This is a genomic window from Kitasatospora viridis (assembly GCF_007829815.1).
Classification (GTDB): Bacteria; Actinomycetota; Actinomycetes; order Streptomycetales; family Streptomycetaceae; genus Kitasatospora; species Kitasatospora viridis.
The window spans coordinates 5496365-5521252 of record NZ_VIWT01000001.1; the positions used below are offsets into that span (position 1 = coordinate 5496365).

General features: G+C 71.4%; 19 protein-coding genes and 3 rRNA genes. 18 read left to right on the forward strand and 4 right to left on the reverse strand.

Annotated elements, in window-relative coordinates; translation table 11 throughout:
- Positions 1-33: 33 nt before the first annotated feature.
- The gene (locus tag FHX73_RS24640; RefSeq protein WP_145907087.1) at positions 34-1050 is read right to left on the reverse strand and encodes a hypothetical protein; all 1017 of its coding nucleotides are present in this window, start codon (positions 1048-1050) and stop codon (positions 34-36) included.
- A 419-nt stretch (positions 1051-1469) separates the two neighbouring features.
- On the opposite strand from FHX73_RS24640, the gene FHX73_RS24650 reads away from it, so the two are divergent.
- The 3 genes from FHX73_RS24650 to rrf all read left to right on the forward strand — a co-directional run bounded on the left by FHX73_RS24650 (position 1470) and on the right by rrf (position 6576).
- Positions 1470-2984, forward strand: a 16S ribosomal RNA gene (locus FHX73_RS24650).
- Positions 2985-3255: 271 nt separating this feature from the next.
- A 23S ribosomal RNA gene (locus tag FHX73_RS24655) occupies positions 3256-6375 on the forward strand.
- 84 nt (positions 6376-6459) lie between these two features.
- Positions 6460-6576: ribosomal RNA gene (gene rrf, locus FHX73_RS24660) — 5S ribosomal RNA — on the forward strand.
- The 16S, 23S and 5S rRNA genes sit together here, the layout of an rRNA operon.
- Positions 6577-6720: 144 nt before the next feature.
- Here the strand turns inward: rrf and FHX73_RS24665 are convergent.
- The gene (locus FHX73_RS24665) at positions 6721-7497 is read right to left on the reverse strand and encodes a lysophospholipid acyltransferase family protein (RefSeq protein ID WP_145907089.1); all 777 of its coding nucleotides are present in this window, start codon (positions 7495-7497) and stop codon (positions 6721-6723) included.
- 276 nt (positions 7498-7773) lie between these two features.
- On the opposite strand from FHX73_RS24665, the gene FHX73_RS24670 reads away from it, so the two are divergent.
- The 6 genes from FHX73_RS24670 (at position 7774) to FHX73_RS24695 (ending at position 13699) form a co-directional block, all read left to right on the forward strand.
- Positions 7774-8100 (forward strand): thioredoxin family protein, encoded by a 327-nt coding sequence (locus FHX73_RS24670; RefSeq protein WP_246213698.1) that lies wholly within the window; start codon positions 7774-7776, stop codon positions 8098-8100.
- A gap of 287 nt (positions 8101-8387) precedes the next feature.
- On the forward strand, positions 8388-9173 hold the full coding sequence (locus FHX73_RS24675; RefSeq protein WP_145907091.1) for an electron transfer flavoprotein subunit beta/FixA family protein: 786 nt from the start codon (positions 8388-8390) through the stop codon (positions 9171-9173).
- Positions 9174-9215: 42 nt separating this feature from the next.
- The gene (locus FHX73_RS24680) at positions 9216-10181 is read left to right on the forward strand and encodes an electron transfer flavoprotein subunit alpha/FixB family protein (protein WP_145907092.1); all 966 of its coding nucleotides are present in this window, start codon (positions 9216-9218) and stop codon (positions 10179-10181) included.
- A gap of 86 nt (positions 10182-10267) precedes the next feature.
- Positions 10268-11662 (forward strand): AMP-binding protein, encoded by a 1395-nt coding sequence (locus FHX73_RS24685; RefSeq protein WP_145907093.1) that lies wholly within the window; start codon positions 10268-10270, stop codon positions 11660-11662.
- Between the two features lie 204 nt (positions 11663-11866).
- Positions 11867-12901, forward strand: coding sequence for an NUDIX hydrolase (locus FHX73_RS24690; RefSeq protein ID WP_145907094.1), 1035 nt, complete (start codon positions 11867-11869; stop codon positions 12899-12901).
- A gap of 21 nt (positions 12902-12922) precedes the next feature.
- Entirely contained in the window at positions 12923-13699 is a 777-nt protein-coding gene (locus tag FHX73_RS24695) for a DUF4184 family protein (RefSeq protein ID WP_145907095.1), read from the forward strand.
- A gap of 150 nt (positions 13700-13849) precedes the next feature.
- On the opposite strand, the gene FHX73_RS24700 is transcribed toward FHX73_RS24695, so the two are convergent.
- Positions 13850-15214 (reverse strand): dipeptidase, encoded by a 1365-nt coding sequence (locus FHX73_RS24700; protein WP_145907096.1) that lies wholly within the window; start codon positions 15212-15214, stop codon positions 13850-13852.
- Between the two features lie 233 nt (positions 15215-15447).
- Here FHX73_RS24700 and FHX73_RS24705 point away from each other — a divergent pair, with 233 nt between their 5' ends.
- The 4 genes from FHX73_RS24705 (at position 15448) to FHX73_RS44895 (ending at position 18969) form a co-directional block, all read left to right on the forward strand.
- Positions 15448-16677: a geranylgeranyl reductase family protein gene (locus FHX73_RS24705; protein ID WP_145908502.1), complete on the forward strand. Its 1230-nt coding sequence runs from the start codon at positions 15448-15450 to the stop codon at positions 16675-16677.
- 132 nt (positions 16678-16809) lie between these two features.
- Complete coding sequence (locus tag FHX73_RS24710) at positions 16810-18030, forward strand: sensor histidine kinase (RefSeq protein ID WP_145907097.1); 1221 nt, start codon at positions 16810-16812, stop codon at positions 18028-18030.
- Positions 18027-18698, forward strand: coding sequence for a response regulator (locus FHX73_RS24715; RefSeq protein WP_145907098.1), 672 nt, complete (start codon positions 18027-18029; stop codon positions 18696-18698). Before FHX73_RS24710 ends, FHX73_RS24715 begins: the two co-directional genes overlap by 4 nt.
- A 118-nt stretch (positions 18699-18816) precedes the next feature.
- Complete coding sequence (locus FHX73_RS44895) at positions 18817-18969, forward strand: hypothetical protein (protein ID WP_170305018.1); 153 nt, start codon at positions 18817-18819, stop codon at positions 18967-18969.
- Positions 18970-19044: 75 nt separating this feature from the next.
- Here the strand turns inward: FHX73_RS44895 and FHX73_RS24720 are convergent, their stop codons facing one another.
- Positions 19045-20721, reverse strand: coding sequence for an MFS transporter (locus FHX73_RS24720; RefSeq protein WP_145907099.1), 1677 nt, complete (start codon positions 20719-20721; stop codon positions 19045-19047).
- Positions 20722-20991: 270 nt separating this feature from the next.
- Between FHX73_RS24720 and FHX73_RS24725 the strand changes: the two genes are divergently transcribed.
- The 5 genes from FHX73_RS24725 to FHX73_RS24745 all read left to right on the forward strand — a co-directional run bounded on the left by FHX73_RS24725 (position 20992) and on the right by FHX73_RS24745 (position 24829).
- Positions 20992-21240, forward strand: coding sequence for a hypothetical protein (locus FHX73_RS24725; RefSeq protein ID WP_246213699.1), 249 nt, complete (start codon positions 20992-20994; stop codon positions 21238-21240).
- Positions 21241-21255: 15 nt separating this feature from the next.
- The gene (locus FHX73_RS24730; RefSeq protein ID WP_145907100.1) at positions 21256-21978 is read left to right on the forward strand and encodes a hypothetical protein; all 723 of its coding nucleotides are present in this window, start codon (positions 21256-21258) and stop codon (positions 21976-21978) included.
- On the forward strand, positions 21979-22890 hold the full coding sequence (locus FHX73_RS24735) for a DUF6895 family protein (RefSeq protein ID WP_145907101.1): 912 nt from the start codon (positions 21979-21981) through the stop codon (positions 22888-22890).
- Between the two features lie 28 nt (positions 22891-22918).
- A complete protein-coding gene (locus FHX73_RS24740; protein ID WP_145907102.1) occupies positions 22919-23944 on the forward strand; it encodes a serine hydrolase domain-containing protein in 1026 nt (341 codons plus the stop codon).
- A 105-nt stretch (positions 23945-24049) separates the two neighbouring features.
- Positions 24050-24829, forward strand: coding sequence for an enoyl-CoA hydratase family protein (locus FHX73_RS24745; protein ID WP_145907103.1), 780 nt, complete (start codon positions 24050-24052; stop codon positions 24827-24829).
- Positions 24830-24888: the final 59 nt, after the last annotated feature.

Genomic DNA, 24888 nt, shown 5'->3' on the forward strand with positions numbered 1-24888 from the left:
CCGGGCACGACCGGGCACGACCGGATCTGGCCGCTACTCCGCGAGGAGCAGCGGCCAGACCGCGTTCTCGGCCTGCGGCGCCCAGACCACGTCGCCGTGCCCGAACCCGGGCACCACCCGGTAGTCGACCGCCGCGCCGCCCGCCCGGACCAGCCGGGGCCCCAGGTCGTGGTCGCCGCGGCCGAGCTCGGCGTTGATCCAACGCACCTCGGCGCGGATCGCCGACCAGTCGATCCGGTACACCTCGGTGCGGCCGGCCCAGAGCGCGGCCAGGTCGCGCAGCAGCGCCGTCGGCTGCACGCCACTGCCCAGCGCCGCCATCGCCCGCGCCCAGACGTCCAGGTCCAGCGCCGGGCCGCCGGCACTGTGGCCCTGGTGGTAGATCCAGTTCGCCGGTCCCGGCAGCTCGGCGGTGCGGGTCAACGCGAACTCCAGGCGCCCGCGCAGCTCCGGATCCCGCTCGGCCGCGGCGAACGACGCCTTCAGCCCCGGGTCGAGGACCAGCTCGCCCGCCCCGACCATCTGCTCGAACTGCGCGCACAGCCGCTCGGCGCGCTCCACCAGCTCGGGCTCGCGCTGCGGGTCGTACGGACCGGTGGTGTCCAGCACCAGCACCCGTCGCGCGGTGCTGCCCGGCTGCGCCGCCAGGTCGAGCGCGAGCGCGGCCCCGGCCGAGTGGCCCAACAGGTCGAGCGGCAGGCCGAAGGGGAGAGCGAGGTGCTCCTCGACGGCGGCGAGCACCCGCTCGGCGTCGGTGCGGTGGGTGGCCAGGCCCCACTCGGCTGCCTCGGCCGGATCCCCGGCGTCCTCGCGCGGGGTGATGCCGATCGGCAGGTACCCGTGGTCGGCGAGGAACTCCACCAGACTGCGCCCCCGGGCCACCGCGAACGCCGCCCGTGCGTTCAGCCCGCCGCCCGGCAGGAGAACGACGATGCCGCGCGGCGCTCCTGCGCTGTGCGGACCGGTGACGGGAAAGAGGTCCACCCGCACCGGGAGCTCCCGGCAGGCCTCGGCCAGTGCCCCGATCGCCTCGGTCAGTTGTTCTGTCATGTTCACGAATCAATCCCTCCCGCTGACTGCGGCTCAGAATGCCCGAAGGCCGATTTGCTTGTCGCGGCCGGGTACCCGTACAGTTCCGGAGTCGCCGCGAGAGGGGCGGCGGGCGAGTCGGAAGGCGAAACTCCGGTAAATCGGAGCGAAACGGATCTGATAAGCTCTACGAAGTAAGAACGAAACGCCCGGAGAAAACGCGAGAGCGGGATCGAAGGAAGCGTCCGTTCCTTGAGAACTCAACAGCGTGTCAAAAGTCAACGCCAGATATGTTGACATCCCCGGCCTCGGTCTTCTGATCGGGGTTGGAGATTCCTTTAGTAACAAAACACTAGCGAGGACGCAGTGCACGGGGCCGCCCTATTCCGGTGGTTGCTGTGCCGCTCTGCGCGGGTGTTCGCCCCGATTACGGGGAGACATTCACGGAGAGTTTGATCCTGGCTCAGGACGAACGCTGGCGGCGTGCTTAACACATGCAAGTCGAACGGTGAAGCCCTTCGGGGTGGATCAGTGGCGAACGGGTGAGTAACACGTGGGCAATCTGCCCTGCACTCTGGGACAAGCCCTGGAAACGGGGTCTAATACCGGATATTACCTTCCTCTGCATGGGGGTTGGTGGAAAGCTCCGGCGGTGCAGGATGAGCCCGCGGCCTATCAGCTTGTTGGTGGGGTAATGGCCTACCAAGGCGACGACGGGTAGCCGGCCTGAGAGGGCGACCGGCCACACTGGGACTGAGACACGGCCCAGACTCCTACGGGAGGCAGCAGTGGGGAATATTGCACAATGGGCGCAAGCCTGATGCAGCGACGCCGCGTGAGGGATGACGGCCTTCGGGTTGTAAACCTCTTTCAGCAGGGAAGAAGCGCAAGTGACGGTACCTGCAGAAGAAGCACCGGCTAACTACGTGCCAGCAGCCGCGGTAATACGTAGGGTGCGAGCGTTGTCCGGAATTATTGGGCGTAAAGAGCTCGTAGGCGGCCTGTCGCGTCGGATGTGAAAGCCCGGGGCTTAACCCCGGGTCTGCATTCGATACGGGCAGGCTAGAGTGTGGTAGGGGAGATCGGAATTCCTGGTGTAGCGGTGAAATGCGCAGATATCAGGAGGAACACCGGTGGCGAAGGCGGATCTCTGGGCCATTACTGACGCTGAGGAGCGAAAGCGTGGGGAGCGAACAGGATTAGATACCCTGGTAGTCCACGCCGTAAACGTTGGGAACTAGGTGTTGGCGACATTCCACGTCGTCGGTGCCGCAGCTAACGCATTAAGTTCCCCGCCTGGGGAGTACGGCCGCAAGGCTAAAACTCAAAGGAATTGACGGGGGCCCGCACAAGCAGCGGAGCATGTGGCTTAATTCGACGCAACGCGAAGAACCTTACCAAGGCTTGACATATGCCGGAAACGTCTAGAGATAGGCGCCCCCTTGTGGTCGGTATACAGGTGGTGCATGGTTGTCGTCAGCTCGTGTCGTGAGATGTTGGGTTAAGTCCCGCAACGAGCGCAACCCTTGTTCTGTGTTGCCAGCGAGTAATGTCGGGGACTCACAGGAGACTGCCGGGGTCAACTCGGAGGAAGGTGGGGACGACGTCAAATCATCATGCCCCTTATGTCTTGGGCTGCACACGTGCTACAATGGCCGGTACAAAGGGCTGCGATACCGTGAGGTGGAGCGAATCCCAAAAAGCCGGTCTCAGTTCGGATTGGGGTCTGCAACTCGACCCCATGAAGTTGGAGTTGCTAGTAATCGCAGATCAGCATGCTGCGGTGAATACGTTCCCGGGCCTTGTACACACCGCCCGTCACGTCACGAAAGTCGGTAACACCCGAAGCCGGTGGCCTAACCCTTGGGAGGGAGCCGTCGAAGGTGGGACCAGCGATTGGGACGAAGTCGTAACAAGGTAGCCGTACCGGAAGGTGCGGCTGGATCACCTCCTTTCTAAGGAGCACATGGCCGGATGCGAGCGAATGTCTCGCACGGTTGCTCATGGGTGGAACGTTGACTATTCGGCACACTGGTTGATGGTTCGTCAGTACTGCTCTTCGGGGCGTGGAACGCGGATGTTGATGCTGGTGTGTCGGGCACGTTGTTGGGTCCTGAGGGAACGGAAACGTTGTCTCAGTGCCGGTCCCATGTGAGGTGCCTTCGGGTGTCGAGTGTGGGTGTCTGGTCGTTGTTTGAGAACTGCACAGTGGACGCGAGCATCTGTGGCCAAGTTTTTAAGGGCGCACGGTGGATGCCTTGGCACCAGGAACCGATGAAGGACGTGGGAGGCCGCGATAGGCCCCGGGGAGCTGTCAACCGAGCTTTGATCCGGGGGTGTCCGAATGGGGAAACCCGGCAGTCGTCATGGGCTGTCACCCATACCTGAACACATAGGGTATGTGGAGGGAACGCGGGGAAGTGAAACATCTCAGTACCCGCAGGAAGAGAAAACAACCGTGATTCCGGGAGTAGTGGCGAGCGAAACCGGATGAGGCTAAACCGTAGTGGTGTGAGACCCGGCAGGGGTTGCCACTTCGGGGTCGTGGGAAAGTTCTTCAGTCGTCTGCCGGCGGCTGGGTGAGTCAGAAACCGTATGGATAGTCGAAGGACATGCGAAAGGTCCGGCGTAGAGGGTAAGACCCCCGTAGGCGAAATCTGTACGGCTCACTTGAGCTTCTCCCAAGTAGCACGGAGCCCGAGAAATTCCGTGTGAATCTGGCGGGACCACCCGCTAAGCCTAAATATTCCCTGGTGACCGATAGCGGATAGTACCGTGAGGGAATGGTGAAAAGTACCGCGGGAGCGGAGTGAAATAGTACCTGAAACCGTGTGCCTACAAGCCGTGGGAGCGTCGTTCGTCAGCTTGCTGGCGGGCCGTGACTGCGTGCCTTTTGAAGAATGAGCCTGCGAGTTTGCGGTGTGTAGCGAGGTTAACCCGTGTGGGGTAGCCGTAGCGAAAGCGAGTCCGAATAGGGCGGTTGAGTTGCATGCCCAAGACCCGAAGCGGAGTGATCTAGCCATGGGCAGGTTGAAGCGCGGGTAAGACCGTGTGGAGGACCGAACCCACCAGGGTTGAAAACCTGGGGGATGACCTGTGGTTAGGGGTGAAAGGCCAATCAAACTCCGTGATAGCTGGTTCTCCCCGAAATGCATTTAGGTGCAGCGTCGCGTGTTTCTTGCCGGAGGTAGAGCACTGGATAGGCGATGGGCCTCACCGGGTTACTGACCTTAGCCAAACTCCGAATGCCGGTAAGTGAGAGCGCGGCAGTGAGACTGTGGGGGATAAGCTCCATGGTCGAGAGGGAAACAGCCCAGAACACCGACTAAGGTCCCTAAGCGTGTGCTAAGTGGGAAAGGATGTGGAGTCGCAGAGACAACCAGGAGGTTGGCTTAGAAGCAGCCACCCTTGAAAGAGTGCGTAATAGCTCACTGGTCAAGTGATTCCGCGCCGACAATGTAGCGGGGCTCAAGTACACCACCGAAGTCGTGTCATTGCAGCATGAGGGCCAACGCCCGCTGTGATGGGTAGGGGAGCGTCGTGTGCCGGGTGAAGCGGCCGAGGAATCGAGTCGTGGACGGTATACGAGTGAGAATGCAGGCATGAGTAGCGATACAAGAGTGGGAAACTCTTGCGCCGATTGACCAAGGGTTCCTGGGTCAAGCTGATCTGCCCAGGGTAAGTCGGGACCTAAGGCGAGGCCGACAGGCGTAGTCGATGGACAACGGGTTGATATTCCCGTACCCGCTTTGAAGCGCCAACGCTGAACCTCTGAATGCTAAAGCCGTGAAGCCGGCCTGGAGTCTTCGGACGAAGGGACGTGGTGGAGCCGCTGATCCAACAGGGTAGTAGGTGAGCGATGGGGTGACGCAGGAAGGTAGTCCAGCCCGGGCGGTGGTTGTCCCGGGGTAAGGGTGTAGGACGTCGTGTAGGCAAATCCGCACGACATATAGTCTGAGACCTGATGCCGAGCCGATTGTGGTGAAGTGGATGATCCTATGCTGTCGAGAAAAGCCTCTAGCGAGTTTCATGGCGGCCCGTACCCCAAACCGACTCAGGTGGTCAGGTAGAGAATACCGAGGCGTTCGGGTGAACTATGGTTAAGGAACTCGGCAAAATGCCCCCGTAACTTCGGGAGAAGGGGGGCCGGAACTGGTGATGGCACTTGCTGCTTGAGCTGGGGCCGGCCGCAGAGACCAGCGAGAAGCGACTGTTTACTAAAAACACAGGTCCGTGCGAAGCCGTAAGGCGATGTATACGGACTGACGCCTGCCCGGTGCTGGAACGTTAAGGGGACCGGTTAGCTCTGTTTCGATGGGGCGAAGCTGAGAACTTAAGCGCCAGTAAACGGCGGTGGTAACTATAACCATCCTAAGGTAGCGAAATTCCTTGTCGGGTAAGTTCCGACCTGCACGAATGGCGTAACGACTTCTCGACTGTCTCAACCATAGGCCCGGTGAAATTGCATTACGAGTAAAGATGCTCGTTTCGCGCAGCAGGACGGAAAGACCCCGGGACCTTTACTATAGCTTGATATTGGTGTTCGGTTCGGCTTGTGTAGGATAGGTGGGAGACTTTGAAGCAGTGACGCCAGTCATTGTGGAGTCGCCGTTGAAATACCACTCTGGTCGTGCTGGATGTCTAACCTGGGTCCGTGATCCGGATCAGGGACAGTGTCTGGTGGGTAGTTTAACTGGGGCGGTTGCCTCCTAAAGAGTAACGGAGGCGCCCAAAGGTTCCCTCAGCCTGGTTGGCAATCAGGTGTTGAGTGTAAGTGCACAAGGGAGCTTGACTGTGAGACCGACGGGTCGAGCAGGTGCGAAAGCAGGGACTAGTGATCCGGCGGTGGCTTGTGGAAGCGCCGTCGCTCAACGGATAAAAGGTACCCCGGGGATAACAGGCTGATCTTCCCCAAGAGTCCATATCGACGGGATGGTTTGGCACCTCGATGTCGGCTCGTCGCATCCTGGGGCTGGAGTAGGTCCCAAGGGTTGGGCTGTTCGCCCATTAAAGCGGTACGCGAGCTGGGTTTAGAACGTCGTGAGACAGTTCGGTCCCTATCCGCTGTGCGCGTAGGAGTGTTGAGAAGGGCTGTCCCTAGTACGAGAGGACCGGGACGGACGAACCTCTGGTGTGCCAGTTGTCCTGCCAAGGGCATGGCTGGTTGGCTACGTTCGGGAGGGATAACCGCTGAAAGCATCTAAGCGGGAAGCCTGCTTCGAGATGAGCACTCCCACCTCCTTGAGAGGGTAAGGCTCCCAGTAGACGACTGGGTTGATAGGCCGGATGTGGAAGCCCTGTAAGGGGTGGAGCTGACCGGTACTAATAGGCCGAGGGCTTGTCCTCAGTTGCTCGCGTCCACTGTGTTGTTCTGAAACAACGACCCCCACCGTTAGTGTTGGGTGGGTGCGGTTGACAGTTTCATAGTGTTTCGGTGGTCATAGCGTGAGGGAAACGCCCGGTTACATTCCGAACCCGGAAGCTAAGCCTTACAGCGCCGATGGTACTGCAGGGGGGACCCTGTGGGAGAGTAGGACGCTGCCGAACAATCTTTCAGAAGAAGCCCCCACCGAGTAATCGGTGGGGGCTTCTTCGCGTTTCCGGGAAATCGTGGTGGCTGACCGGGGCGATAACGACTGATGGCGCGTCACCGGCCAGGGTGACGCGCCATCAGTGGTGAGGCGAAAGGTTTCAGCTCTCCGGGGTGGCGGCCCGGCGGGCGGCCTTGGCGGCGGCCTCCGCCTCGTCCAGCGCCTCCGCGTCGGCCGGCGTGGGTGCGGTGCCGCCGAGGTGGGCGGGCTGCCACCAGGTGTCCTCGGGGCCCTTCGGGCGGCCGGAGTACTCGCGCTGGGCGCGCTCCAGCATCTCGGTCATCGCGGCCCGCAGCCGCCGGGTGACCATCACCGGCTTGTCCTGCGGGGTCAGGTGGATCGGCTCGCCGACCATGATGGTGACCGGCACGTGCCGCTTGGTCAGGGTCTTCGGGTGCCCCTTGGTCCACAGCTGCTGGGTGCCCCAGAGCACCACCGGCAGCAGCGGGGCGCCGGCGTCGGCAGCCATCCGGGCCGCGCCGGTCTTGAACTTCTTCAGCATGAAGGAGCGGCTGATGGTGGCCTCGGGGAAGACGCCGACGACCTCGCCGGCCTTCAGCGCCCGCACCGCCTCGTCGTAGGCGGGCTGACCGTCGGTGCGGTCCACCGGGATGTGCTTCATGCCGCGCATCAGCGGTCCGGAGATCCGGTGCTTGAAGACGTCGTCCTTGGCCATGAACCGGGTCTTGCGCTTGGCGACCTTGTAGGCGCCCATGCCGGCGAAGATGAAGTCCAGGTAGCTGATGTGATTGCTGACCAGCACGGCGCCGCCGGTGGCGGGCACGTGCTCGGCTCCCCGGATGTCCAGTCGCACGTCCAGCGCCTTGAAGACGCCCAGCGCCGCGCGGATCACCGGCGGGTACACGAACTCTGCCACGGTCAGCCCTACTTCTTCGGCCGGGTCCCGGCCCGGTGTGACGGCTCCCCGTTCGGCGGGACGGTCCGCCGCGGTTGGTGGCCACGGCACGCCGCGGCTGACACGGGTGTTTCTGTCGAGAATGGTCCCTCCTCCAACGCTCTGCTGTCACCCAGGGGTGCCCGTGTGCCGCGAGATAGTCGTCACACCGGTCGGCCGAACGCCCCGTGGGCCGTCCGCGTACGGTAGTGCGCGCGGGTGCGCGCCAGGGCGGCGCGCGGTGAGAGGGGGACTGCCGTGCGGGTGTCGGCCGCCGAGTTGGGCCCGGGTGTGGTGCTCGGGGAGCGGGCCACCCTGGTGCAGTTCTCCACCGCCTTCTGCCAGCCCTGCCGGGCCACCCGGCGGGTGCTCGCCGGGGCGGCGGCTCTGGTGCCGGGGGTGGTGCACGTCGAGGTCGACGCCGAGCAGCGGCTGGAGCTGGTCCGCCGCCTGGAGGTTGCCAGTACGCCCACCACGCTGGTGCTGGACGCGGCTGGGTCCGTGGTGAAACGCGCCGCGGGGCAGCCCCGCAGGGCCGAGGTGCTGGCCGCGCTGGCCGTCGCCGTGGCGCCGCCCGGGACGTGATCGGCGGGCCCGATCGCGCCGCCGGTTCACCGGTGGGTTGACCTCGGGGAAAGCCGAGAGCTTCGTCACAATGATCAGGCGGTGAGCCGCCCCGATATTGCGGCAAGATGTGGGCGACCGGTATTTACATACTGACGAGTAACAAGAGCGGGATGCTGCCGAGTATGCTGCCGGGAGTGCCGGTCGGGACAGCAGGAAATGCGCTGTCCGAAGCGGGTGCCGCCGAGTGCGCGCCCGACCGTTGCACCGCGGCAGCCGCCGGACGAGACCAGTACAGGAGACAGGCCGTGAGCTTGAGGATCGTTGTCTGTGTGAAGTACGTGCCCGACGCGACCGGTGACCGTCGCTTCGCGGACGACACCACCACCGACCGGGACGCCGTGGACGGCCTCCTGTCGGAGCTCGACGAGTACGGCGTCGAGCAGGCGCTTCGGATCGCCGAGGCGAACGAGGGCGCCGAGGTGACCGTGCTCACCGTCGGCGGCGACGACGCCAAGGACGCCCTGCGCAAGGCCCTCTCGATGGGTGCCGACAAGGCCGTCCACGTCAACGACGACGACATCCACGGCTCGGACGTGATCGCCACCTCCGCGATCCTCGCCAAGGCCCTGGAGAAGACCGGCTTCGACCTGGTCGTCTGCGGCATGGCCTCCACCGACGGCACCATGGGCGTGCTGCCGGCCCTGCTGGCCGAGCGCCTGGGCCTGCCGCAGGTCACCCTGCTCTCCGAGGTCTCGGTCGAGGCCGGCACCGTCAAGGGCCGTCGTGACGGCGACGCCGCCACCGAGCAGGTCGAGGCCGCGCTGCCGGCCGTCGTCTCGGTGACCGACCAGTCCGGCGAGGCCCGCTACCCGTCCTTCAAGGGCATCATGGCCGCCAAGAAGAAGCCGGTTCAGACCCTGGACCTGGACGACCTGGACATCGAGGCCGACGAGGTCGGCCTGGCCGGCGCCTGGACCGCGGTGGAGACCGTCACCGAGCGTCCGGCCCGGACCAAGGGAACGATCGTCAAGAACGAGGGCGAGGGCGGCAAGCAGCTCGCCGCGTTCCTCGCCGAGCAGAAGTTCATCTGACCCGCCGTCAGGCCCACCACGTTCCTCAGGAGACAACACATCATGGCTGAGATCCTGGTCCTCGTGGACCACGCCGACGGCGCCGTCCGCAAGCCCGCCCTGGAGCTGCTCACCATCGCCCGCCGGATCGGCGAGCCCTCCGCCGTCGTGCTCGGCGCCGGTGCGGCCGCCGCCGACATCGCCGCCAAGGCCGCCGAGTTCGGTGCCGCCAAGGTCTACACGGTTGACGCCGACGAGTTCGCCGACTTCCTGGTCGTCCCCAAGGTCGACGCGCTGACCCAGATCGCCAAGGCCTCCTCGGCCGCGGCCGTCCTGGTCACCTCCTCCGGCGAGGGCAAGGAGATCGCGGCCCGCGTCGCGCTGCGCCTGGGCTCGGGCATCATCACCGACGCGGTCGACCTGGAGGCCGGTGCCGACGGCACCCCGCTGGCCACCCAGTCGGTCTTCGCCGCCTCGTTCCAGGTGAAGTCCAAGATCACCAAGGGCGCGCCGGTGATCACCGTCAAGCCGAACTCCGCCGCCCCCGAGGCCGCCCCGGCCGCCGGCGCGGTCGAGGCCGTCACCGTCGAGTTCACCGGCAACGCCGCCAAGGTCACCTCGCGCACCCCGCGGGTCTCCACCGGCCGCCCGGAGCTGACCGAGGCCGCGATCGTGGTCTCCGGCGGCCGCGGCGTCGGTGCCGCCGAGGGCTTCGGCGTGGTCGAGGAGCTGGCCGACGCGCTCGGCGCGGCCGTCGGTGCCTCGCGCGCCGCGGTGGACGCCGGCTGGTACCCGCACAGCAACCAGGTCGGCCAGACCGGCAAGCAGGTCTCCCCGCAGCTGTACATCGCCGCGGGCATCTCCGGTGCGATCCAGCACCGGGCCGGCATGCAGACCTCGAAGACCATCGTCGCCGTCAACAAGGACGAGGAGGCGCCGATCTTCGAGCTGGTGGACTTCGGCGTCGTCGGCGACCTGTTCGACGTGCTGCCGCAGCTGACCGGCGAGGTCAAGGCGCGCAAGGGCTGAGCCCGCGCCGACCCGTCGCCCGAGGGCGCGCTCCCCACTGCGGGGGGCGCGCCCTCGGGCCGTTCCCGGGCCGTTAGAGTGCCGACGTGAACCTCTTGACGGCACTTCAGGACGGTCGGCACGACAGCCACGACGCGCTGCGGATCGACGGCACCGCGCTCAGTCGGGAGCAGCTGCTCGGCGCGGCTGGCGCGGTCGCGGCCCGGGTCGCGGGGGCGAAGGCGTTCGCGGTGGTGGCCCGGCCCGACGCGCGGACGGTGGCCGCGGTGGTCGGCGGGCTGCTGGCCGGGGTGCCGGTGGTGCCGGTGCCGCCGGACGCCGGCCCGGTGGAGCGGGCGCACATCCTGCGCGACTCGGGCGCCGAGCTGCTGGCCGGTGGTGACGGGGAGTCGGGGCCGGCCGAGGTGCCGGTGGACCTGGCCGAGCGGCACGACTTCGCCGGCCCGGAGCCCGCGCCCGAGCGGCCCGCCTTCGTGCTCTACACCTCCGGGACCACCGGGCCGCCGAAGGGCGCGCTGCTCTCCCGGGCGGCGGTGGCGGCCGACCTGGACGCGCTGGCCGAGGCCTGGGGCTGGACGTCCGAGGACACCCTGGTGCACGGCCTGCCGCTGTTCCACGTGCACGGCCTGGTGCTCGGCGTGCTGGGCGCGCTGCGGCACGGCAGCCGGCTGGTGCACACCGGCCGCCCGACCCCGGCCGCCTACGCCGAGGCGGCCGGCAGCCTCTACTTCGGGGTGCCGACGGTCTGGTCGCGGGTGGTGGCCGAGGAGTCGGCCGCCCGCGCGCTGGCGGGCTCCCGGCTGCTGGTCTCGGGCAGCGCGCCGCTGCCGGTGCCGGTGTTCGAGCGGCTGGCCGCGCTGACCGGACGGGCGCCGATCGAGCGGTACGGCATGACCGAGACCCTGATCACCGTCTCCACCCGGTGGGACGGCGAGCGCCGGCCCGGCAGCGTCGGCCTGCCGGTCGCGGGGGTGGCCACCCGGCTGGTCGGCGAGGACGGCGAGCCGGTGCCGGCCGACGGCGAGAGCGTGGGCGAGCTCCAGGTGAGCGGCCCGACGCTGTTCGACGGCTACCTCAACCGGCCGGATGCCGACGCCGAGGTGCGCACCGCGGACGGCTGGTTCCGCACCGGCGACGTGGCCACGCTCGGCCCGGACGGCTTCCATCGGATCGTCGGGCGCGCCTCGGTGGACCTGATCAAGAGCGGCGGCTTCAAGATCGGCGCGGGCGAGGTGGAGGCGGCGCTGCGCGACCACCCGGCGGTCGCGGACGCGGCGGTGGTCGGTGCGCCGGACCCGGACCTCGGCCAGGCGGTGGTCGCCTTCGTGATCCCGGACGGCCCGGTGACGGGGGATCAGCTGACGGCCTTCGTGGCCGAGCGGCTCTCCGTGCACAAGCGCCCGCGCCGGGTGGTGCTGGTGGACGAACTGCCCCGCAACGCCATGGGGAAGGTGCTGAAGAAGCGGCTGCTGGAGGGGTAGGGCCGCTCCGCGCAGGGGCGCGCGCGGGAGCGCGCGCCCGGCGTACGGGTGGGCGCCCGGGCGCGGGCGGACGACCGCGAACCGACGGCGCGCCGCAGCCGCAGGCATGAGGAGTCGGCGGGTGCGGGTACCACCCGAACGGACACCGGGCTGCCCGGCAGCGCGGACGCGGGTACTTGGGGTAGGCCGACGTCAGGGGAAGTCGTGATCGTCTGGGTCAACGGGACATTCGGTGCGGGCAAGACGAGCGCCTGCCGGGAGCTGGTGGAGCTGTTGCCCGGCAGCAGCCTGTTCGACCCGGCGGAGGTCGGGGCGGCCCTGCGGCAGTTGCTGCCGGAGCGCAGACTCGCCGAGGTGACCGACTTCCAGGACCTGCCGTCCTGGCGCCGGCTGGTGCCCGAGACGGCGGCGGCCCTGCTCAGCGAGGTGCCGGGCACCCTGGTGGTGCCGATGACGCTGCTCCGCGAGGAGTACCGGGACGAGATCTTCGGCGCCCTGGCCGCCCGCGGGCTGACGGTGCATCACTTCGTGCTGCACGCTGAGGAAACGATTCTCCGCGAACGGATCACCGCCGACCGCCAGGGCCCCGCGGCCCGGCGCCGGCGGCTGGACCAGCTGCCCGCCTACCGGGACGCCCAGCCCTGGCTGCACCGCGACGCGCACGTGCTCGACACCGCCGGGCTGACCCCGCGTCAGGTCGCCCAGACCCTCGCCCAACTGGTCAAGGACGGCGCCGCCCGCTGCCCGATCGTGCGCAGCGCCCCCGGCGGCGGGGACACCGTGGCCGCCGCCGTGCTGCTCTTCGACGAGCAGGACCGGGTGCTGCTGGTCGACCCGGTCTACAAGCCCTCCTGGGAGTTCCCCGGCGGCGTGGTGGAGGCCGGCGAGGCGCCCACCGACGCCGCCGTCCGCGAGGTCGCCGAGGAACTCGGCCTGAACCTGGAACCGGCCGCGCTGCGGCTGCTCGCCGTCGACTGGGAACCCGCCGTCGACGGCCGGCGCGGCGGCCTGCGCCTGGTCTACGACGGCGGCCGGGTCACCCCCGGCCAGCGCGCCGCCCTGCGGCTCCCGCCGGACGAGCTGCGCGCCTGGCGCGCCGTCACCCCCGCCGAGGCCGCCGACCTGCTGCCGCCGAACCGCCACCGCCGCCTGACCGCCGCGCTGGCCGCCCGCACCGGCCACGCCCCGCGCTACCTGGAGGCCGGCACCCCCGCCGCGCTCGGGCTGCCGACGGGGTGACGCGCGGGGGAGGATGAGGACGTGCCGTTCACGTTCAGTCATCCGGTCGCCGTCCTGCCCCTGGTGCGCGGGCTGCGCGGGCGCGGGCCGCTGGTCGCCTCCGCGCTGGTGGCCGGGTCGATGGCGCCCGACCTGCCGTTCTTCGCCGGCGCCGGCTACCGCGCGCTGCACCGCGGCCACCTGGCGCACCGCTGGTGGGCGGTCCCGACGGTGGACGTGGCGCTGGCCGGCGCGCTGCTGCTCGGCTGGCGGGCGGCCCTGCGCGAGCCGCTGCTCGGGCTGCTCCCGCCGCAACTGGCCGGCCCCGCCGCGACCGCGACGGCGGCCCGGGGGGAGCGCCCGCACCCCGCGGCGTTCGTGCTCTCGGCCGCGATCGGCGCCGCCACGCACGTGGGCCTGGACGCCTTCACCCATCGCGGCGGGCCGGGCGTCCGCCTGGTCCCGGCGCTGGCCCGCCCGGTCGCGGGCGTGCCGCTGTGCACCGTGCTGCAGTACGGCGGGTCCGCGCTCGCCCTGGTCGGCCTCGGGCGCCACCTCCGCGGCGAACTCGGCCGGATCCCGCCCGAGGACCGGCTGCCCGTGCCGGCCGCCTCCCGGCCGCGCCGCGCCGCGCTCGCCGCGGCCGCCGTGCTCGGCTCCGCCCGGCACCTGTACCGCAGTCCCCGCACCGGCCTCGACCACCGGATCGCCGACGCCTGCTTCGGCGCAGGCGCCGGCCTGACCGCCGGTGCGGCCGCCCTCACCCTCGCCGACCGCCTCACGGCCCGCGCCCGCTACCGCCCCGAGGCCTTCGGCTGATCGCCCGCCCGAGCGGGCCACGCCTCGACCGGGCCGTCAGCGCCGAGGAGCGGGAACCGGGTGCGGCTGGTCACCCGGGTGAGTCTGACGGGCCGTCAGGGGGTCGGGCCAGTGGGTTTCCGTCCCGCCGACGGCCCGTCAGAGGGCGGGCTACTTGCCCCAGGCCGCCGCGTAGTCGCGCAGGAACAGGGCCTCGCCGAGGGTCATCCGCTCCAGCTCCTCGGGGTCGACGCTCTCGTTCACCGCGTGGATCTGGGTGGCCGGCTCCTCGACGCCGAACAGGACGATCTCGGTGTCGGGGTAGAGCGAGCGCAGCGCGCTGCAGAGCGGGATGGAGCCGCCCATGCCGGCGACGGCGAGGTCGGTGCCGAAGGCCTGCCGCATCGCGCCCTTGAGGGCCTCGTAGACGGGGCCGGAGGTCTCGGCGCTGAACGCCGAGCCGGAGGCGCCGGCGGTGGCGGTGAGCTGGACGCCCCAGGGCGCGACCGACTCCAGGTGGGCGATCAGGGTGGCCTGGGCCTGGAGCACGTCCATGCCCGGCGGCACCCGCAGGCTCAGCTTGGCGCGGGCGCCGGCCTGCACCGAGCCGGTGGAGCCGAGCACGGCCGGCACGTCGATGCCGAGCACGGTGACGGCCGGGCGGGCCCAGAGCCGGTCGGCCACCTCGCCGGTGCCGATCAGCCGCACGCCGTCCAGCACCTTGGCGTCGGCCCGGAAACGGTCCTCCGGGTAGCTGACGCCGGACCAGGTCTGGTCGGCGGGCAGGCCCTTGACCGTGGTGGCGCCGTGCTCGTCGTACAGCGAGTCGAGGATCCGGATCAGGGCGGCCAGCGCGTCCGGCGCGGCGCCGCCGAACTGGCCGGAGTGCAGGTTGCCCTCCAGGGTGCGGACCTCGACGTAGACGTCGCAGACGCCGCGCAGCGAGGCGACGGCGGTGGGCAGGCCGGCCGCGAAGTTGCCGACGTCGCCGATCACGATCGCGTCGGCGGCGAGCAGCTCCGGGTTGGCCCGGGCGTACTGCTCCATGCCGCCGGTGCCCTGCTCCTCCGAACCCTCGACGATCACCTTGAGGTTGACCGGCAGCGACCCGCCGGTCTCCCGTAGCGCCCGCAGGGCCGTCAGGTGCATCAGGATGTTGCCCTTGCAGTCGGCGGCGCCGCGCGCGTACCAGCGGCCGTCGCGCTCGGTCAGCTCGAACGGCGGGCTGTCCCAGGCGGCCTCGTCCAGCGGCGGCTGCACGTCGTAGTGCGAGTAGAGCAGCACGGTGGGAGCGCCCGGGACGCCGAGCAGCTCGCCGTAGACCGAGGCGGTGCCGTCGGGCGTGTCCAGCAGCCGAACGTCCGTCAGACCCTCCGCGCGCAGCGCCTCGGCGACCCACTCGGCCGCGGCCCGGCACTCCTGCTCCAGCCCGAGCTGCGGGTCGGCGATCGAGGGGAAGGCCACCAGTTCGGCGAGTTCGCGCCGGGCCCTGGGCATCAGGGCGCGGACGGCGGCGGCGAGGTCGGTTTCGGTCATGAGGGTCTCCGCGGGCGTGGACGAACGACTGGGACGGACAGCTGACCGTTGAGCATAGGCGGCACCGGCCGGGGCGTGTTGTGCCGGAGGGGCGGCTGTTCGGGTCACGGCGCATAGGATGATCCGTCGTGAGAGATTCCGGGAACACGCCTGAACCCAGCCTGCCCGCCGACCAGGCCGAGCCGCTCGGCGACGCCGTGGCCGACCCGAGCACCGGATCCGACGCGGATCCGGTGGCCGTCGCGGTCGCCGACGAGGCGGTTGCCGACGGGGCGTCAGGTCCGGACCCGCTCGACGGAGTCTGGGACGTCGTGGTGGTCGGCGCCGGGCCGGCCGGCAGTTCCGCGGCGCACGCCGCCGCCGTGCAGGGCCGCCGGGTGCTGCTCCTCGACAAGGCCGAGCACCCGCGCTACAAGACCTGCGGCGGCGGCATCATCGGCCCCTCCCGGGACAGCCTGCCGGCCGACTTCAAGATCCCGTTCCAGGACCGGGTGAACGCCGTCACCTTCGCGCTGAACGGCCGTTACACCTTCACCCGCCGCTCCTCCCGGATGCTGTTCGGCCTGGTCAACCGCACCGAGTTCGACCAGCGGCTGGCCGAGGCGGCCGAGCAGGCCGGCGCGGTGCTGGTCAGCGGGGTGACCGTGACCGGCGTCGAGCAGGGCGGGCCGGACCGGCGCACCGTCGCGGTGACGCTGGCCGACGGCCGCTCGGTGCGGGCCCGGGCCGTGGTCGGGGCGGACGGCAGCGCCAGCCGGATCGGCCGGCACGTGGGCGTCACCTTCGACCAGATCGACCTGGGCCTGGAGGCCGAGATCCCGGTGCCCGAGCAGGTGGCCCGCTCCTGGGCGGGGCGGATCCACCTGGACTGGGGGCCGCTGCCCGGCTCCTACGGCTGGGTCTTCCCGAAGACCGACTCCGGCACGCTGACCGTCGGGGTGATCTCGGCGCGCGGCGACGGCGAGCTGACCAAGCGTTACCTGGCCGACTACATCCGCCGGCTCGGCCTGTCCGGCTTCACCCCGGCCATCGAGTCCGGCCACCTGACGCGGTGCCGGGCCGAGGACTCGCCGCTCTCGCGCGGGCGGGTGCTGGTGGCCGGGGACGCGGCCGGGCTGCTGGAGCCGTGGACCCGCGAGGGCATCTCCTACGCGCTGCGCTCCGGCCGGCTGGCCGGCGAGTGGGCGGTGCAGGTCGCCGAGGCCGGCGCGCCGCAGGACGTGCGCCGGCAGGCGCTCAACTACGCGTTCGCGGTGAAGGCCGGGCTGGGCGTGGAGATGCGGGCCGGCAAGGTGATGCTGGCCGCCTTCGAGCGCCGGCCGCACCTGTTCCACCTGGCGGTCTGCGCGATCGGGCCGGCCTGGCGGGCGTTCGCCCAGACCACCCAGGGGCACACCACCTTCGCGCAGATCCTGCGCCAGTACCGGGCGGCCCGGCGGCTGGCGGCGATGGCCTCGCGCTGATCGGCCCGCGGCCGGCGGCGGGAGCCGAACGGCGTACTCCCGCCGGAGTACGGGCGCTCCCGCCGTGGGACGGACGCGCCGCAGGGTGGGGCGCGCCTAGCCTACGGGCATGAGCGCAGAGAGCCGCCGGGGATGACCGGCACCCCGGAGGAGTACCGGCCCGGGCGCCCGCCGTGGGCGGGTGGCCGGCGGGCCGGGTGGCCGGTGGCCTCCTCGTTGGCGATCGCGGCGGTGCAACTCGCCGGCAGCTTCGCCACGGTCCGCCACCAGGTGCCGCCCCGGCACGCGCTGGACGGCTTCGCCGTGGCGCTGCTGCTCGCCGGGCCGGCCCTGCTGGTGCTGCGCCGGCGCCGGCCGGCGGCGGTGGTGGCCGGGACGGCCGCGGTGCTGCTGCTCTACCTGGGCGGCGGCTACCCGTACGGCCCGGTCTTCCTGAGCTTCGCGGTCGCCTACTGCGTGGCGGTGCGCTCCGGACGGCGGCGGGCGGCCTGGCTGAGCCTGGGCGGGGTCTGGCTGGGGCACCTGCTGCTCGCCTTCGTGGTGCCGACCAGTGCGCTGCGCGGGGCCGGGCACGACGGCTGGTGGCAGGAGCTGGGCGTCAGCGCGCTGGCGCTGCTGCTCGCCGCGGTGGCCGAGCTGTTCCGGTTCCGGCACGAGCGGGTGGCCGCGCACCGGGCCGCCGCGCAGGAGGCCGCGCGGCGCCGGGCGGACGAGGAGCGGCTGCGGATGGCCCGCGAGCTGCACGACATCCTGGCGCACAGCATCTCGCTGATCCACCTCCAGGCGGGGGTGGCGCTGGAGCTGATCGACGATCAGCCCGAGCAGGCCCGGGCCGCGCTGGTCACCATCAAGGCGGCCAGCAAGGAGGCGCTGGGCGAGGTGCGGCAGGTGCTGGGCACGCTGCGCGGGCCCGGGGCGGCGGCGCCGCGCCGCCCGGCGCCCGGCCTGGACCGGCTGCCGGAGCTGGCCGAGCAGGCGGCGGAGGCGGGCCTGGCGGTGGAGCTGCGGACCGCCGGCGACGCCCGCGAACTGCCGGCGGGGGTCGGGTTGGCGGCGTTCCGGATCGTCCAGGAGGCGCTGACCAACGTGATCCGGCACTCGGCGGCCCGCAGCGCCGAGGTGCTGCTCGACTGGAGCGCGCCGGACGCGCTGACGGTGCGGGTGACCGACCCCGGCCCGGCCGCCCAGCCCGAGCCCGCCGAACCGGCGGGCGGCGGCAACGGGCTGCCGGGGATGCGGGAGCGGTGCGCGGCGCTGGGCGGCGAGCTGACCGCCGGGCCGTGGCAGGGCGGGTTCCGGGTGACCGCCCGGCTCCCGGAGCGCGGGGCGGCGACGCGGGAGGCCGACGGATGATCAAGGTGTTGCTGGCGGACGACCAGGCGCTGGTGCGGGCGGGCTTCCGCGCGCTGCTGGACGCCCAGCCGGACGTGACGGTGGTGGGCGAGGCCGAGGACGGTGCGGCGGCGGTGCGCCTGGCCGGCGAACTGCGGCCCGACGTGGTGCTGATGGACATCCGGATGCCCGGCACGGACGGGCTGGAGGCGACCCGGCGGATCGGTGCCCGCCCGGAGCTGGCCGGGGTGCGGGTGGTGGTGCTGACCACCTTCGAGCTGGACGAGTACGTCTTCGAGGCGCTGCGCGCGGGCGCGGCCGGCTTCCTGGTGAAGGACACCGAGCCGGCCGACCTGCTGCGCGCGGTGCGGGTGGTGGCGGCGGGGGACGCGCTGCTCTCGCCGGGGGTGACCCGGCGGCTGATCGGCGAGTTCGCGGCCCGCTCCAAGGCGCCGGACGAGCACGCGGGGCCCTCGCTGGAGGTGCTGACGGGCCGTGAGCGGGAGGTGCTGACGCTGGTCGGCATGGGCCTGTCCAACGACGAGATCGCCCGGCGCCTGGTGGTCAGCCCGCTCACCGCGAAGACCCACGTGAGCCGCACCATGGTCAAGCTCGCCGCCCGGGACCGGGCGCAACTGGTGGTGCTGGCCTACGAGTCCGGGTTGGTCCGGCCGGGCTGGCTGGGCTGATTCGCGCCGTTCCGGCCGGAAACCGCCCTTCGAACAGGCACGCCATGTACATGGCCGACGACGGAAGGTAGTCTCGGCAGCGCCCAGGAGAGCTCCGCCCACCAACGAAAGGGACGAGATGGAGCGGAAGAAGGTACCCAGAGTCGTCGAGGCCACCGACACGTACGTGATCGACCCCGAGGACGAAGTGGTGGAGTGCACCCGCCCGTGCTGCCAGGCCGCCGAACAGGTGCCGCAGCACTGGGGCCAGTGGTTGCGGCCGCCGATCTGACGCCCCGTCGGCGCCCCGCCTCCCCCTGTTGGCGGGGCGCCGACGTGCGTCCGGGCGCCGGTGGCCGGACGGCCGTCAGCGGTGGCAGGCCGAGCCGCGCGGCCAGCTGTAGCGCCCGTCGATCCGGTACTGCCCGGGGGTGCTGACGGTCAGTCTGGTCCACTGGCCGTCCTGGGCCAGGCAGGCTCCGCCGGCGCCGTGCACGGTGAGCCAGGGCGACCAGGGCACCCGCACGGTCACCGTGCCGGCGGTCGGGACGGTCAGCCGGACGGCGCCGTCGTCGGCCCCGTCGACCGAGGCGGGCGCGTCGACCAGCGGCCGGGCGTCGGTGAACTCGAAGAGCGTCCAGTGCTGGTCGTGCCAGACCTCCTTGAGCCAGCTCGGGCGGCCGGCGACCACCCGGCCCTCGTCCTTGCCCGCCACGTCGAGCTTCGCGTCGGGCAGCACGACGTAGCGCACCGACCACTTCTGCAGCCAGTCGTGGTACTCGGCGGCGGTCAGCGTGTGGTCGTAGAAGAACGGGTTGAGCGCCACGTCGGCCTGCCGGTTCCAGCCCCGGGCGAGTTCGACGGTGGGCAGCAGCCGCCAGCTGTCCCAGTGGTCGTCCCGGGGGACCGACTCGACCCGCGCCCGGTCGGCGTGCAGGGCGTCGAGCTCGGCCACCAGGGCGTCGGCCTGACCGGCGGCCGGCGGGCTGGGGTTGCCGCGCAGGTTCGCGTTGACCGTCCAGGCCATGGTGAGCACGCAGGTCACGGCCAGCGCCACGCGTTTCCACCGGCCCGCCGCGCCCCAGGCGCCCGAGCAGACCACCGCCAGCATCACCACGCCGCCGAAGAGCAGCCCGAGCCGCTGCACGTTGCCGCCGATCGGACTGGAGACCGCGGCGGTGGCCAGCGTGCCGGCCCCGTACAGCCAGCTGCCGATCCGCAGCGCGCGCCAGTCGGCCGGCGCCAGCAGGGCGATCGCCACCGCGCAGAGCGTGGTGATGATCGTGGTGGAGACCGGGATCGGGTACACGCCGTCGAACGGGAAGACCAGGCTGGTGCCGATCACCAGGACCGGCGGCGGCACGGCCAGCGCCAGGCCGAGGCGCCGGCGGCGGGTGAAGAGCAGGGCGGCGGCCAGCACCTCGACGAAGAGCCCGGCGACCGGGCTGCCCAGGGTGGCCAGGGCCGCCAGCGCCGCGGCCGCGAGCAGCCGGGGCCAGCGCGCCGCCCGCTCCGGGCCGGGCAGCGCGACGACCGCCGCCGCCAGGGCGAAGGCCAGCCCCATCGCGAAGGTCACCCGCCCCGCGACCACGTCGGCCGCCATCGCCAGCCCGCCCCAGGCCGCCACCAGGGCCGGGCGCCGCACCGGCGCCCGGCGCAGCAGCAGCCCGAGCAGCCCGCCGGAGGCGGTGACGGCCGCGACCGCCACCGGCAGCACCCCGAAGGCGGCCATCAGATAGGGCGTCAGCAGGTCGTAGGAGGCGGGGTGCATCCCGCCGTACCAGCCGAAGTCGTAGGACGCGCCCGGGTGCCGGGCCGCGAAGTCCGCCCAGGCCGACTGCGCGGCCAGGTCGCCGACCGGCCCCGCCAGGAAGCAGGCCCAGACCAGGCCGACCAGCAGCGCCACCCCGGCACCCGTCCAGACCGGCAGCAGCGGGCGCCGCTCCGGGCCGGCCGGAGCCGCCGGGCGGCTGCGCTGGCCGGGCAGCGGGGGAGCGGAGGCAGCCCCCGGCGGGGTCGTCGCGGCAGGGGTGTCGCTGATCATGGCCGGGACGTTACGGGCCGTCGCCTGACCTGGGCATCCGTCTGCGGTACCGGCCTCGCGCCGCCGCGTCATCCTGTGGGTGTAGTCCACCCCGGGAAGCGAGTTGACGGAGGGTCAGTCGCATGCGAACGATCCGGCCCGCTGGCCGACTTCCGAGGGGAGGCAGTCCGCCGTCGTTCACCCGAATGGCCTAGCAGCGGCTTCGGGGCCGCCGCCGACCGGCGCAGCGTGGAACTACCGGACCCGACTTTACCCAAGGAGGTAAACGGTATGTCTGTTCAGGAAATGAGTACCTTCGAGTTCGTGGTGCCCACGGTGGGTGACGACGACTCCGTCCGCGCGCTGATCGCCACCGGCGAGGCGTCCGAGTCCTACGGCCCGGGCTCCGCGCAGGGCCTGGCCCTGCTGATCCTGGCCGCGGCGGCGCTGCTGTCCACGGACCCGCGGCGGAAGGAAGCCCCGGTCGAGGACGCCTACCAGGGCGCGGTGCAGAACCTCGCCTGCGCCCAGGTGTTCTAGAGGACCACGGTTTCCGTGATCTCCAACCATGAGACGGTGCCTGGTGCGGTCGAATCGGCCGCCCAGGCACTGGCCGCCGAACTGGTCCTGGCGATCCGCGGCACGGCCGATCCGTTCAGCCTGCACCGCGGGGTCGCCGCCCGCACCGAGCCCGTACCGGCCCTGGCCGCGATCCGGGTGCTCGGTGCCGACGTGCTCAGCGCCCACCTGCTCGCCGGGCACGAACTGCCCGCCGCCGACGCCGAACTGGTGCACGCCGCCGTCGGCGCCTTCCCGGCCCCGCCCGCCGCCGACCCCGACAGCGCCCTGTGGGCCCTGCGCGACGGGGCGCTCACCGCGACGCTCGCCGAACTCGGCGTCGCCGCCCACGACTGGCCCGGCCTGGCGGTGCGCGCCGGCGCCGCGGTCGAACCGGCCGCCGAACCCGAGCACTGGGCCGCCTGGTCCGTCGAGTTGGTCCGCTGCTCCTCGCTCGCGCTGCCGCCGCTGGACAGCCCGCCGCGCGAACAGGCCCGCCGCCGCCGGCTCGACCTGACCCGCGGACTGACCCGCTCGCTGCTGCGCCGCGACTACCTGAGCGCCGCCCGGCTGGCCCGCTGGCTCGCGCTCGACCACGAGCGGCAACCCGAACCGCTGCTCGCCCCCGCCCTCGACCACCTCGACCACCTGGCCGGCGACCAGCCGCGCGCCATGCTGGAGGCCGCGCTGGCCCGCCGGCTCGCCCGAGGGGAGCGCTGAATGGACACCACCACCGTGCGCCGGGCCCAGCAGGTCGCCGACCAGGCGCTCGGCTGGCTCGCCGCGATGCGGACCAGCTTCGCGCTGCCGCGCGACGTGCCGCACTGGGAGATCGGCGGCGACGAGCTCAAGGCGCTGGCCGAGCTGGCGCTGAGCGCCGCGATCACCCGGCGGGAGGCGGTCGCCGGACCGCGCACCGCGCAGGCCGCCGACGAACTGCTGGACTTCGCCTGGCGCGAGTTCGACTCCGGCGAACTGCTCTACCAGCTGCAGCGGCACACCCCGCCGGCCACCCACCCGACCGAGATCTACTCGCACTTCACCATCGCCGGCCTGCGCCACCCGCGGCTGGAGGAACTGGCCGCCCACCTGGGCCGGTTGCGGGCCGCCGAGGTGCCGGAGCACGTGCCGAACCGCCGGCTCGCGGTGCTGGCGGCCCGCCGGCGGATCGGGCTGCCCGACCCCGACGACCTGGCCGAGCAGATCGCGCTGACCTGGCTCGGCGGCACGCCCGAGCCGTGGATGCTGGACACCTACAACGCCTACGGCGTCACCCACACCGTCTTCCACCTCACCGACTGGGCCGCGAACCCCGAGGGCCTGCCGCCGCACCTTCAGGAGTACCTGCACCGGTGGCTGCCGGTCTGGGTCGACGTGTTCACCGAGACTCGCAGCTGGGACCTGCTCGGCGAGCTGCTGATCACCGACGTCTGCCTGACCGAGCCGGACTGGTACCCGCACGCCTGGGCCGAACTGGCCGCCGCCCAGCAGCAGGACGGGATGCTGCCGAACGGCTTCACCCAGCCGCCCGCCGATCCCGCGCAGGCCTTCCGCAACCACCACCACCCGACCATCGTGGCCGCCGTGGCCGGCACCCTGACCGTCTCCCGGGCGCTGGCGGTGGCCTCGTGACGACCACTCGCAGAAGCGGGGTGCGCGCATGACCGCCGTGACCGGAACCGACCTGACCGGGCTGCTCGCGGCCGCCGCCGCGCCGCTGCTGGCGGAGCGCCAGGTGCCCGGGCTGGCCATGGGCGTGGTGCGGGGGACGGGGGAGGAGCTGCTGACCGCCGGGTGGGCGGCGGCCGGCCGGCTGGTCGGCCCGCGCACCCGGTTCGCGCTCGGCTCGCTCACCAAGACCTTCACCGCGCTGCTGCTGGCCGAGATGGCCGAGCGCGGCGAGGTCGGCTACCAGGACCCGATCGACCGCCACCTGCCGCCGGGCGCCGCCCCGCGCAGCGAGGTGACCCTGCTGGAACTGGCCACCCACACCGGGGGCCTGCCCAAGCTGCCGCCCAACCTCTACCGGCGCGGCGCCCGGCACTGGATCAGCAACCCCTACCGCCGCTACCGCCCGCAGGACCTCTACGCGGCCACCGCCCGGCTGCACCCGGTGCGGCGCGGCCAGGTCAGGTACTCCACCTTCGGGGTCGGCCTGCTCGGCCAGCTGCTCGCCAACGCCGCCCGCACCGACTACCCGACCCTGCTCACCGAGCGGGTGCTGCGCCCGCTGGGCATGCGGGACAGCGCGGTGGCCGGGCCGCACGAGCTGCTGCCCGGCGCGGCCACCGGCTTCCACCACGGACGGGCCGTCGAGCACTGGACCTTCGACGCGCTGGCCGGCGCCGGCGGGCTCTACACCAGCGGACCCGACCTGATGCGCTTCCTGACCGCCCAGCTGCACCCGGAGCGCTTCCCGGCGCTCACCGCCGCCCTGACGGCCGGTCAGCTGCCCCGGACCAGCGGCGGGCCCGGGACCAACCGGGTCGCCCTGGTGTGGAACCAGCGCGAGGTGGAGGGGCGCTCGCTGCTCTGGCACACCGGCGGCACCCGGGGGTTCACCGCCCACCTGGGCTTCAGCCCGGACGCCGGGGCCGGTGCGATGGTCCTGGCCAACACCGGGCCGACGCTGCCGCAGCCGGTGGTGCGGGCGGGGCGGCGGCTGCTGAAGGCGAGCGTCTTCTGAGGGAGTGTGACCCAAGAGCCCGTGGTGTTCCGGGCCTGCGCATGCCAGAGTCGTTCCAGTTCCGTCCGACCCACCCTCAGGTACTGGAAGGCAGGCCCCACCCCGATGACCAGCGCAGCAGCAGGCCCGTTCGTCCGCGTCAGCACCGCCGGCGCCGTGACCACCCTGGAGCTCGACTCCCCGCACAACCGCAACGCCCTGTCGACCCGGCTGATGGCCGAGCTGACCGACGGGCTGGCCCGGGCGGGCGAGGACCCGCAGGTGCGGGCCGTGGTGCTCGGGCACACCGGCAAGGTGTTCTGCGCGGGCGCCGACCTCTCCGAGGCGACCGGTGACGACCCGACGGTCGGACCGCGCGGCCTGGTGGACCTGCAGCGCGCGATCGTCGAGTGCCCCAAGCCGGTGGTCGCCCTGGTCAACGGGCACGTCCGGGCCGGCGGCCTGGGCCTGGTCGGCTCCTGCGACCTGGCGGTGGCCGGGCCGGCCAGCACCTTCGCCTTCACCGAGGTGCGGCTCGGGCTGGCGCCGGCGGTGATCTCGCTGCCGCTGCGCCCGAAGCTGGAGCCGCGGGCCGCCGCCCGCTACTACCTGACCGGCGAGACCTTCGACGCCGCCGAGGCGGCCCGGATCGGCCTGGTGACCACCGCCGCCGAGCAGCCCGAGAAGGCGCTGGCCGAGCTGCTGGACGCGCTGCGGCTGGCCTCGCCGCAGGGGCTGGCCGAGTCGAAGAAGCTGGTCAACGCGGCGGTGCTGGCCTCCTTCGAGGCGGACACCGAGGCCCGGGTCGAGCAGTCGGCCCGGCTGTTCGGTTCGCCCGAGGCGCAGGAGGGGATGCGGGCGTTCCTGGAGCGGCGGCCCGCGCCGTGGGCGGTGCAGCAGGCCTGACCGGCCTGACCTGGTGTGATGTTCGTCCCCTGGCGGGCCGGGTGGACGGCGCCGACGGC

Coding starts and splice junctions, on each gene's coding strand:
- FHX73_RS24640 (WP_145907087.1), bottom strand. CDS start 1,050: ATGACAGAACAACTGACCGAGGCGATCGGGGCACTGGCCGAGGCCTGC.
- FHX73_RS24725 (WP_246213699.1), top strand. CDS start 20,992: ATGTCTGTTCAGGAAATGAGTACCTTCGAGTTCGTGGTGCCCACGGTG.
- FHX73_RS24715 (WP_145907098.1), top strand. CDS start 18,027: ATGATCAAGGTGTTGCTGGCGGACGACCAGGCGCTGGTGCGGGCGGGC.
- FHX73_RS44895 (WP_170305018.1), top strand. CDS start 18,817: ATGGAGCGGAAGAAGGTACCCAGAGTCGTCGAGGCCACCGACACGTAC.
- FHX73_RS24700 (WP_145907096.1), bottom strand. CDS start 15,214: ATGACCGAAACCGACCTCGCCGCCGCCGTCCGCGCCCTGATGCCCAGG.
- FHX73_RS24720 (WP_145907099.1), bottom strand. CDS start 20,721: ATGATCAGCGACACCCCTGCCGCGACGACCCCGCCGGGGGCTGCCTCC.
- FHX73_RS24740 (WP_145907102.1), top strand. CDS start 22,919: ATGACCGCCGTGACCGGAACCGACCTGACCGGGCTGCTCGCGGCCGCC.
- FHX73_RS24735 (WP_145907101.1), top strand. CDS start 21,979: ATGGACACCACCACCGTGCGCCGGGCCCAGCAGGTCGCCGACCAGGCG.
- FHX73_RS24710 (WP_145907097.1), top strand. CDS start 16,810: ATGACCGGCACCCCGGAGGAGTACCGGCCCGGGCGCCCGCCGTGGGCG.
- FHX73_RS24745 (WP_145907103.1), top strand. CDS start 24,050: ATGACCAGCGCAGCAGCAGGCCCGTTCGTCCGCGTCAGCACCGCCGGC.
- FHX73_RS24680 (WP_145907092.1), top strand. CDS start 9,216: ATGGCTGAGATCCTGGTCCTCGTGGACCACGCCGACGGCGCCGTCCGC.